This is a genomic window from Nocardioides lijunqiniae, assembly GCF_015024225.1.
GTDB lineage: Bacteria > Actinomycetota > Actinomycetes > Propionibacteriales > Nocardioidaceae > Nocardioides > Nocardioides lijunqiniae.
On the sequence record NZ_JACJGM010000065.1, the window covers coordinates 1 to 8,728 of the forward strand.

Sequence of the window (8,728 nt, forward strand, 5' to 3'; positions counted from 1 at the left end):
GGCCGCGGCGGGAGCCGCGGACTGAGACTCGCCGGCGGGCGGGAGCGGCACGCCTGCGGTCAGCTCACGGGCCGCCTTGGCGGCCCACGACTCCTCCTGGGGCGCCACGGGCTCCGGAGGCGGCGCGGGAGACTCGGCGGGGCCGCTGGGCACGTCCTGGCGGGCCCGGGGCCGGCGCAGCATGGAGTCGGCGCGGGCGCGCAGCTCGCGCGGGCGGAACGGCTTGACGAGGTAGTCGTCGCCGCCGGCCTCGAAGCCCTGGACGACGTCGATCTCGTCGCCGAGGGAGGTGATGAAGATGAGGTAGGTGTCGCTGAACTCCCGCAGCCGCTTGGCGGTCGCGAAGCCGTCCATGCCGGGCATGTTGACGTCGAGCGTCGTGATCAGCGGGTTGTGCGTGCGCACCGCCTCCACACCGGCGGAGCCGTCGCCCACCACCACCGTGCTGAACCCGGACTGCGTCAGCACGATGTCGATGAGATCGCGGACGTCCGGATCGTCCTCGATGATGACCGCGGTCCACGTGTTGCCCGACATGACCCGCAGCCTATACGGGGTTCACCATCCGGAGGCGGTCGCCATCTCCAGCGCGTGTTGGGGCCAGAACTCACCGGCCGCCGGACCGCCCTGGCACTCGCCGTCGCTCTCGCCCGGAGGCTTCACCCACAGGAAGGCGTCGAGCCCGGTGCCGTCGTCGACGGCCTCCGGTGCCCGGCCGTAGGCACGCCCCGGCGGGTTGCACCACTCCTGCGTGGACCCGCGCCCGTTGCGTCCGCTGTCGATCACGTAGTGGGTGCCGCCCAGCAGCCCGCTGAGCTGCTCGGCGTAGCTGCGCTCGGCGTCGTCCTCCTGGTAGTTCGACACGTTCGTGGCGAACCCCCGCGCCTGGTCGACGCCGGCGCGCTGCAGCACCGGCGCCAGGGAGTCCGGCGAGACCCAGTCGGAGTGTCCCCCGTCCAGGTACGTCGCCGTGCCGGCCGCCGCGAGCCGGCTGACGGCGTCGCTGATCAGCCCGACCCGCTCCTCCAGGTTGTCGCACTCCAGCGCGGAGGCGAGCGCGTCCGGCTCGATGACGACGGCCGACCCGGTCGCGTTGTCGGCGATCTCCTGGACCCAGGGGCCGTACTCCTCGGCCGGCAGGCCACCGCCGGAGAACCCGCCGGTGCAGTCGCGGTCCGGGATGCCGTAGACGACGAACGTGGGGACCTCGTTGCGCGAGGCGGCGTCCGAGACGGTCGCGGCGACCGCCGGGCCGACCTGCCCGGGCGGGAGCGCCTCGGGGGTCAGCCAGATGCCGGCGGGGGTCTCCGCCAGTCGCTGGAAGGCGCGGGCCGAGGCCTCGTCGCCGGCGGTCCGTGCCTGCTCGGCGGCCGTGCCGGCGCGGCTGGCCGGGTCGACGTAGAGCCCGTGGCCCACGAAGGGGTTGCCCTCGACCGGGGCCAGCGTCGCCCCGGAGCCCCCTGCGGGGTCCTCGGGGTCGTCACCGTCGGCTCCGGCGCAGCCGCTGAGCAGCAGCAGACCGAGCACGACGGGCACCCACGCACGCTCCGAGATCACGGCACCATCATGCCCTGCACCCCTCGGCCGCCCCGCAGGGCACGGCCGTCTCAGATCGCCAGGACCAGCACGAGCAGCACGACGGCGACGCTGGCGGCCGCCAGGCCGAGCTGCACCCAGTAGAAGCCACGGTGCACGGCGGCAGGGCTCGGAGCGCCCACGGCCTGCGCGACGGCCGGCAGGTCGTGGCCGACGCCGACCGCCACCCGCCGCTCCGCGCGCACCTGCAGCCACAGCCCCAGCGCGAGCGCCAGGAGCGGTGCGGCGGTCGGCCAGTAGCGCGCGGAGGCGAGGTGGATGAACGGCTGGGTGAGCAGCGCCCCGAGCCCGAGCTTGAGCACGACGCTGAGGATCTGCGACTCGAACGAGCGGCGCGTGGCCAGCAGCAGCACCCACACCAGGACGACCAGCGAGAGGTACCACATGAGGGTCGTGACCAGCGTGACGAACCAGTACGTGAAGGTGTCGCCGTCGGTCTCGGGGTCCATCAGCTGGTCGTTGTAGCCGGCCGGCTCGAGCGCGTAGGCGTAGAAGTTGGCCAGCACGTCGCGCGAGTAGCTCTCGGGCGTCACGTCCTCGCGGGCGTAGGCCGACATCTCCGACTGGATGGCGACCTGGTCGCCGTCGGTGGCGCGGGCCACCTCGCGGGCGTAGCGCAGCGGGGAGAACCAGATCGTGCTGCCGGGGTCGCAGGGGCCGAAGCAGATCCGGTCGTACTCCCCGAAGGTGTTGGCCAGCACCGTCGGCACCGACGTCGTGGTCACCACGCGTCCGCCCAGGCTCTGCGAGGCCGCCACCGACCAGGGCAGCAGCAGCCCCACGAAGACGACGCCGGCCAGGACCATCGCGCCGACCCCGCGCAGGCGCTCCCGGCGCCGCAGCAGCAGCACCAGCGCGACGAGCAGCACCAGGAACATGCCCCCGACCAGCAGGGCCGTGCTCGAGCGCAGGTAGACGATCACGATGCCGAGCAGCCCGAGCGAGGCTCCCTCGCGCAGGGAGAATCCGACGCCCTGGCGGACCCGCCGGAAGATCGACACCATGCGGCAGATCATCACGACGACCAGGAGGCCGGCCAGCAGGTCTCCCCAGGCGCCGTACATGAAGAGCAGGTACATCGGCACCAGGCCGGGGAACACCAGCAGCAGCGCGGCGTAGCGATCACCGAACGTACGGCGCACCGTGCGCACGGTCAGCAGCAGCACGATCGTGGAGACCACGCCGAGGTAGCAGCGGATGACGAACGTCGAGGCGTCCGGGTCGACCAGGAACAGCGGCGTGAGCAGGGCGGACATGCCCGGCATGAACCAGCCGCTGCCGACGACGTGGCGTTCGAGCTCAGCGGTGTCGACCGGGCCCAGACCGACCAGGTCGCGCACCAGGTTGGACAGCGCCTTGCCGCCGTCGACGTAGTAGGCCTCGTCGCCGACGAAGGGCGTGTGGCCGACCTTGGGCAGCAGCGCCAGCTTGAGCAGCACGTGGGCGCCCACCAGCACCGCGAGGATCGTGCCGCCCCGGGGCAGGCGACGGTAGGACCTCTCCAGCTCGTCGATCACGTCGCCGGCTCCCACGACTCGGGGAAGCGCTTGGTGGCGTACGGGTCGTCGCAGATCGGGTCGTCGGAGGCCACCGGGACCGACGGCAGGTCGAGGAGCACCGTGCCGCGCACGGTGGAGTCGTCGGGGATGCCGGAGAGCTGCTCCACCTCGGCGCTGACCGGTCCGGTGTCGGGCCGGGTGAACACCAGTGCGTCGCCCGTGCCGGTCTCCGGGGTGAACCCGGCCTCCACGAAGGAGGCGGTGAGGCGCTCGCGCACCTCGTCGGCGTCGACCAGGTCGTACTGCACGACCAGCTCGCGCCGGGTCTCCCCGTCCGTCTGGCCGTCGACCTCGACGTCACCGTCGGTGCGGACCTGGTGGGCGAAGTCGAGGACGAGCCCCTCGGGCAGCGGGTAGCAGGGCAGCTCCAGCGCCGGGGGGTCGAGCACCGGGCGGTAGCTGCCCTCCGGCTCGGCGCGGCCGAACCGCGGGCTCAGCAGCACCAGCGCGACGGCGAGCAGCAGCACGAGGCCGACGGACACGCGGCGCACGACGGCGTACGCGTCCGGGTTCCTGGGCACGGCGCGAATGCTAAACCAGCCTCTTCGGGTTCACCGAAAGGACGCCGGTCGACCGCGGGCTCAGTCGGGCCGGACCGCCAGCACGTCGCACGGCGCGTCGAGCAGCACCTTCTGGGCGACGCTGCCCATCAGCATCTTGCCGACCTGGGACCGCCTGCGGATGCCGATCACGATCAGCTCGGCGTCCACCTCGGTGGCCACCTCCACGATCGACTCGGCGACGTCGTGACCGAGGGCGTGACGCACCGACGCCGGGATCGCCGCGCCGACCAGGCGCCGCTCGAGCTCGGCCACGCCGGCCTCGCCCAGGTACTTGTTGTCGATCAGCGCGTCGCCACGGCTGGAGTTGACCACGACGAGGTCGCCACCGCGGCGGCGCACCTCCACGATGCCGGCCTCCAGCGCCGCCTCGCCGTACTTGTTGGGGATGTAGCCGACCACGACCGTCATCGCGACACCTCTTCCTTCTCGTTGGTCCCGTCCTGCGCGTCGGCCACCAGCGGCCGGTCGCCGCGCACCCGGTCGATCACGATCGGGACGACGATCGCCAGGACGATGATCACGTAGATCCCGATCGCCAGGCCCTCGTTGAACAGCCCGCTGATCTTGCCGTTGGAGATGTCGAGTGCCTCACGCATCTTGACCTCCATCAGCGGCCCGATGATCACGCCCAGGATCAGCGGCAGGATCGGGATGCCGAAGCGGCGGACGGCGAAGCCGACGGCGCCGAAGACCAGCAGCAGCGCGATGTCGAAGGGGTTCTGGTCGACGGCGTAGGCGCCGAGCGAGGCGAAGAACAAGATGCCGGCGTAGAGCTGGGGGCGCGGGATCTGCAGGAGCTTGGCCCACAGCGGCGCCAGCGGAAGGTTGATGACGAGCAGCAGCGCGTTGCCGATGAGGAGGCTGGCGAGCAGCGTCCAGATGAGGTCGGGCTGGTCGGTCATCAGGGTCGGGCCCGGCACGATGCCGTAGGTGGTCATCGCGGCCAGCAGGATCGAGGCGGTCGCCGTGACCGGGATGCCGAGGGCGAGCAGCGGGACGAACATGCCCGCGGCGCTGGCGTTGTTGGCGGCCTCGGGCCCGGCCACGCCCTCGATGGCGCCGTGCCCGAACTCGTCGCCGTTCTTCGCCAGCTTCTTCTCGGTGATGTAGGACAGGAAGGTCGGGGTCTCCGCACCGCCCGCGGGCAGGGCGCCGAACGGGAACCCGATCGCCGTGCCGCGCAGCCAGGGCTTCCAGGAGCGGGCCCAGTCCTCGCGGCCCATGAACGGGCGCCCGACGGGCACGACCTCGACCGGGTTGCGGCGCAGGTGGGCGGCGATCCACAGGGACTCGCCGATCGCGAACAGCCCGACCGCGACGACGACGATGTCGACGCCGTCGACCAGCTGGGTGATCCCGCCGGTCAGCCGCGCCTGGCCCGTGGAGAGGTCGAGGCCGACGAGCCCGATCGTGAGCCCGATGAAGAGCCCGATGAACCCGCGCAGGCGCGAGGCTCCGAGGACGGCCGAGACCAGGACGAGCGAGAGCAGCATGATCGCGAAGAACGACGGCGCGCCGATCTTGACGGCCTGCTCGGCGATGGTCGGCGCGAAGAACGCCACCAGGAGCGTGCCGATCGTGCCGGCGACGAACGAGCCGATCGCGGCCGTGGCCAGCGCCTGCGCGGCGCGGCCCTTCTTGGCCATCTTGTTGCCCTCGATGGCCGTCATCACCGAGGCCGACTCGCCGGGGGTGTTGAGCAGGATCGAGGTGGTCGAGCCGCCGTACATGCCGCCGTAGTAGATGCCGGCGAACATGATGAGCGACTGCGTGACCTCGAGGCCGTAGGTGATCGGCAGCAGCAGCGCCAGGGCCATGGCCGGCCCGATGCCGGGTAGGACGCCGACGAAGGTGCCGATCAGGACACCGATCGCGGCGTACATGAGGTTCTCGGGCGTGAACGCCGCGCCGAGACCGTCGAAGAGCAGGTTCAGGGTGTCCATCTCAGAGGATCCCGTCCAGGATGCCGGGCGAGAGCGGGACGCCGAGCGCGGTGTAGAAGAAGTACCAGCTGGCCACCGACAGCACCGCCCCCACGAGCAGGTCGCGCAGGAGTGTGCGGCTGCCGAGCGCCCAGGCGCAGCCCGCGAAGAGCAGCGCCCCGGTGATCGCCCAGCCCAGCACGTTCACGAGCAGCAGGTTGAGCACCAGGATGGCGACCAGCTTGCCGACGGTCAGCCAGTCGGCCGAGGAGGTCAGGTCGACGTCCTCGCCGGCCTCACCCTCGCCGACGTCGCCGCGCGCCGTCGCGATCGCGAGCAGCACCGCCAGCACGAGCATCCCGGTGCCGATCACGTAGGGGAACACCCGCGGTCCGACCGGGTCCGCGAAGCCGACGTTCAGCCCGCGCGCGTCCACGAGCGTGTAGGCGCCCACGACCGCCAGCACCGCCGCCAGGCCGTACTGCGCCCGGTCGACCTGGCGCTCCGGGGTCACCGTCTCGTCCTTCACCGTGTCCTTCACAGCAGCCCCAGGTCCTCGAGCGTCCCGCTGACGCGTGCGTCCTGCTCCTCGAGGAACGTCACGAAGTCGTCCCCCGTCTTGAAGTCGTCGGTCCAGCCGTACTGCGCCAGCGCCGCCGCCCACTCCTCGCTGTCGTGCATCTCCTCGAGGTAGCCGATCAGCTCCTCGCGGCGCTCGTCGCCGATGTCGGGCGGCGCGAGCACCCCGCGCCAGTTGAGGAACACCAGGTCGATGTCGCTCTCGGTGAGGGTCGGTACGTCGGTCAGCGCCGGCTGCGGCTGGCGCTCCTCCCCCGAGACCGCGAGGACCCGCAGCTCGCCCTTCTCGATCTGCTTCTCGAACTCGGCGAGCCCCGAGAAGCCGGCCGCGATCTTGGACCCGAGGAGCGCGCTGGTCAAGGGGCCGCCGCCGTCGTAGGAGACGTAGTTGACGTCGTTGGGGTCGATCCCGACGGTGTCGGCGAGCTGCATCGGGAACAGGTGGTCCGGGCCGCCCGGGGACGAGCCGCCGCCCACGGCCAGCTCACCGGGGTCCGCGGCCCACGCCTCGACGAAGTCGTCGATGGTCTGGTAGGGCGAGTCGCCCGGGACGATCACGCCCTCGGGCTCGCTGATCAGCTGCGCGAGCGGGGTCGCGTCGGTGAGGCGGCCCTCGTTGCCGAAGGAGTAGAGCGACCCGACGACGCCGAGGCCCACGGTGATCATCGTGTGCTCGTCGCCGGCGTCGCCGAGCATCTCGGTGAACGCGTTGGTGCCGCCGGCACCCTCGATGTTGTCGACGGTGAAGTCGCCGCCGGTGACGTCGCCGTCCTTCATGATCTTCACCGCCTCGCGGCCGGTCTGGTCGTAGCCGCCGCCCGCCGCGTTCGGGATGATCATCAGGATGTCGCGGCTGTCGTCGCCACGGGTCACCCCGCAGGCGGAGGTCGCTGCGACGAGCGCAGCCAGGGACGTTGCGACCGTCGTACGTCGCCACCGAGAGTCAGGCACTCTCGGGAACCTACTCCAGGCTGTGCCCGGCGTCACTTGGCGCGTCACTCCACGGGCAGGCCGAGCCCCCGCGCGATCAGCATCCGCTGGACCTCCGAGGTGCCCTCGCCGATCTCGAGCACCTTGGCGTCGCGGTAGAAGCGGGTGATCGGGTACTCCTCCATGAAGCCGTAGCCTCCGAACACCTGGGTGGCGATCCGGGTGGCGGTCACGGCCGACTCCGTGGAGTAGAGCTTGGCGACCGAGGCCGCCTGCTTGAAGTCCTTCATGGGTGCGCCGGAGTCCTTGAGCCAGGCGGCGCGGTAGGTCAGCAGCCGGCTGGCGTGGAGCATCGTCTCCAGGTCGGCGATCTGGAACGCGACGCCCTGCTTGCGCCCGATCGGGCCGCCGAACGTCTGCCGCTCGCCGGCGTACTGGACCGCCATGTCGACGCACGCCTGGATGCAGCCGACGGAGAGCGCGGAGATCGCGACGCGGCCGTCGTCGAGGGTCGCGAGGAACTGCGCGTAGCCGCGGCCCTCCGCGCCCAGGAGGTGGTCGGCGGGGACGCGGGCGTCCTCGAAGGACAGCGGGTGGGTGTCGGAGGCGTGCCAGCCGAGCTTGTCGTAGGCCTTCTCGACGGTGAAGCCGGGCGTGCCCGAGGGCAGCATGATCACCGAGATCTCGGGCTTGCCGTCCGCGCGGGTGCCGGTGCGGGCCGTGACGTTGACGAGGCTGGTGATCTCCGAGCCGGAGTTGGTGATGAACTGCTTGGCGCCGTTGACGACCCACTCGCCGTCGTGGAGCTCGGCCTTGGTGCGCGTCGCGCCCGCGTCGGAGCCGGCGCCGGGCTCGGTGAGGCCGAAGCCCGCGAGCTTCTCGCCGGCGACGAGCTCGGGGAGCCAACGCTCCTTCTGCTCCGGCGTGCCGTAGGTCAGGACCGGGTTGATGCCCAAGCCGACGCCGGCCTGGAGCGTGATGCCCATCGACTGGTCGACGCGCCCGATCTCCTCGATCGCCACGCACAGGCTGGTGAAGTCGCCGTCCTCGCCCGCGCCGCCGTACTCCTCGGGGGCGGTGAGGCCGAACAGCCCCAGCTTGCCCATCTTCTGCACGACGTCGACGGGGAAGTGGTGGTCGCGGTCCCACTGCGCGGCGTGCGGCGCGATCTCCGCCTCCGCGAACTCGCGGACGCTGCGGCGGAACTCCTCGTGCTCTTGGCTCAGGTCGAAGCTCATGCCTCTCACTGTAGCGCCCAGGTTAATGCTTGTTAACCACCCGCGGCCCGAAGGTTCTGGGCTTTTCCCGGTGCTTCCGGGGCAGAGTTCTGGCCCAGAACGTCAGGTTTTTCCGCAGCCGCTGAAAAACCTGCTCAGTCGCAGTTGTCGCACACCCCGGTGGCTGGCAACGCCATGAAGCAGCGGTCGCAGACGGTGACGGGTCGGTCGGAGGCGGCGATGCGCGGCTTGACCGGGGGCGCGGGGGGCTTGGCGACGCGGGGCGTGCGCGGCGCGCCGGACCCTCCGGACGCCGCCGCGGCGCGGGGACGCCGTCGGCCGACCGGCTCCGGCACCGGGGC

10 protein-coding genes are annotated in these 8,728 nt (G+C 71.6%); all 10 read right to left on the reverse strand.

Features of this window, described 5'->3' with window-relative positions:
• A partial coding sequence (locus tag IRQ30_RS22815) for a response regulator transcription factor (RefSeq protein ID WP_193615119.1) occupies positions 1 to 537 on the reverse strand: 537 nt, incomplete at its 3' end.
• Positions 538 to 558: 21 nt separating this feature from the next.
• Entirely contained in the window at positions 559 to 1,557 is a 999-nt protein-coding gene (locus IRQ30_RS22820) for a glycoside hydrolase family 6 protein (RefSeq protein ID WP_193615120.1), read from the reverse strand.
• Between the two features lie 50 nt (positions 1,558 to 1,607).
• Positions 1,608 to 3,113 carry a hypothetical protein gene (locus IRQ30_RS22825; protein ID WP_193615121.1) on the reverse strand — a complete coding sequence of 502 codons (1,506 nt, stop codon included), beginning with the start codon at positions 3,111 to 3,113 and terminating at the stop codon, positions 1,608 to 1,610.
• Positions 3,110 to 3,676, reverse strand: coding sequence for a hypothetical protein (locus IRQ30_RS22830; protein WP_193615122.1), 567 nt, complete (start codon positions 3,674 to 3,676; stop codon positions 3,110 to 3,112). Before IRQ30_RS22830 ends, IRQ30_RS22825 begins: the two co-directional genes overlap by 4 nt.
• A gap of 60 nt (positions 3,677 to 3,736) precedes the next feature.
• Positions 3,737 to 4,126: a universal stress protein gene (locus tag IRQ30_RS22835; protein ID WP_193608212.1), complete on the reverse strand. Its 390-nt coding sequence runs from the start codon at positions 4,124 to 4,126 to the stop codon at positions 3,737 to 3,739.
• Positions 4,123 to 5,661 carry a tripartite tricarboxylate transporter permease gene (locus IRQ30_RS22840; RefSeq protein ID WP_193615123.1) on the reverse strand — a complete coding sequence of 513 codons (1,539 nt, stop codon included), beginning with the start codon at positions 5,659 to 5,661 and terminating at the stop codon, positions 4,123 to 4,125. Before IRQ30_RS22840 ends, IRQ30_RS22835 begins: the two co-directional genes overlap by 4 nt.
• 1 nt (position 5,662) lies before the next feature.
• Positions 5,663 to 6,181, reverse strand: a complete 519-nt coding sequence (locus tag IRQ30_RS22845; RefSeq protein WP_193615124.1) for a tripartite tricarboxylate transporter TctB family protein — start codon at positions 6,179 to 6,181, stop codon at positions 5,663 to 5,665.
• A complete protein-coding gene (locus IRQ30_RS22850; RefSeq protein ID WP_338089832.1) occupies positions 6,178 to 7,170 on the reverse strand; it encodes a Bug family tripartite tricarboxylate transporter substrate binding protein in 993 nt (330 codons plus the stop codon). The genes IRQ30_RS22845 and IRQ30_RS22850 overlap by 4 nt, the downstream gene beginning before the upstream one ends.
• A gap of 44 nt (positions 7,171 to 7,214) precedes the next feature.
• The gene (locus IRQ30_RS22855) at positions 7,215 to 8,387 is read right to left on the reverse strand and encodes an acyl-CoA dehydrogenase family protein (RefSeq protein WP_134740859.1); all 1,173 of its coding nucleotides are present in this window, start codon (positions 8,385 to 8,387) and stop codon (positions 7,215 to 7,217) included.
• Positions 8,388 to 8,521: 134 nt separating this feature from the next.
• Positions 8,522 to 8,728 (reverse strand): hypothetical protein (locus tag IRQ30_RS22860; RefSeq protein ID WP_227468009.1); only part of this gene is annotated, 207 nt, incomplete at its 5' end.

Excerpts from the sequence above, each read along its gene's own strand:
- IRQ30_RS22835 (WP_193608212.1), bottom strand. The coding sequence starts at position 4,126 with ATGACGGTCGTGGTCGGCTACATCCCCAACAAGTACGGCGAGGCGGCG.
- IRQ30_RS22840 (WP_193615123.1), bottom strand. The coding sequence starts at position 5,661 with ATGGACACCCTGAACCTGCTCTTCGACGGTCTCGGCGCGGCGTTCACG.
- IRQ30_RS22855 (WP_134740859.1), bottom strand. The coding sequence starts at position 8,387 with ATGAGCTTCGACCTGAGCCAAGAGCACGAGGAGTTCCGCCGCAGCGTC.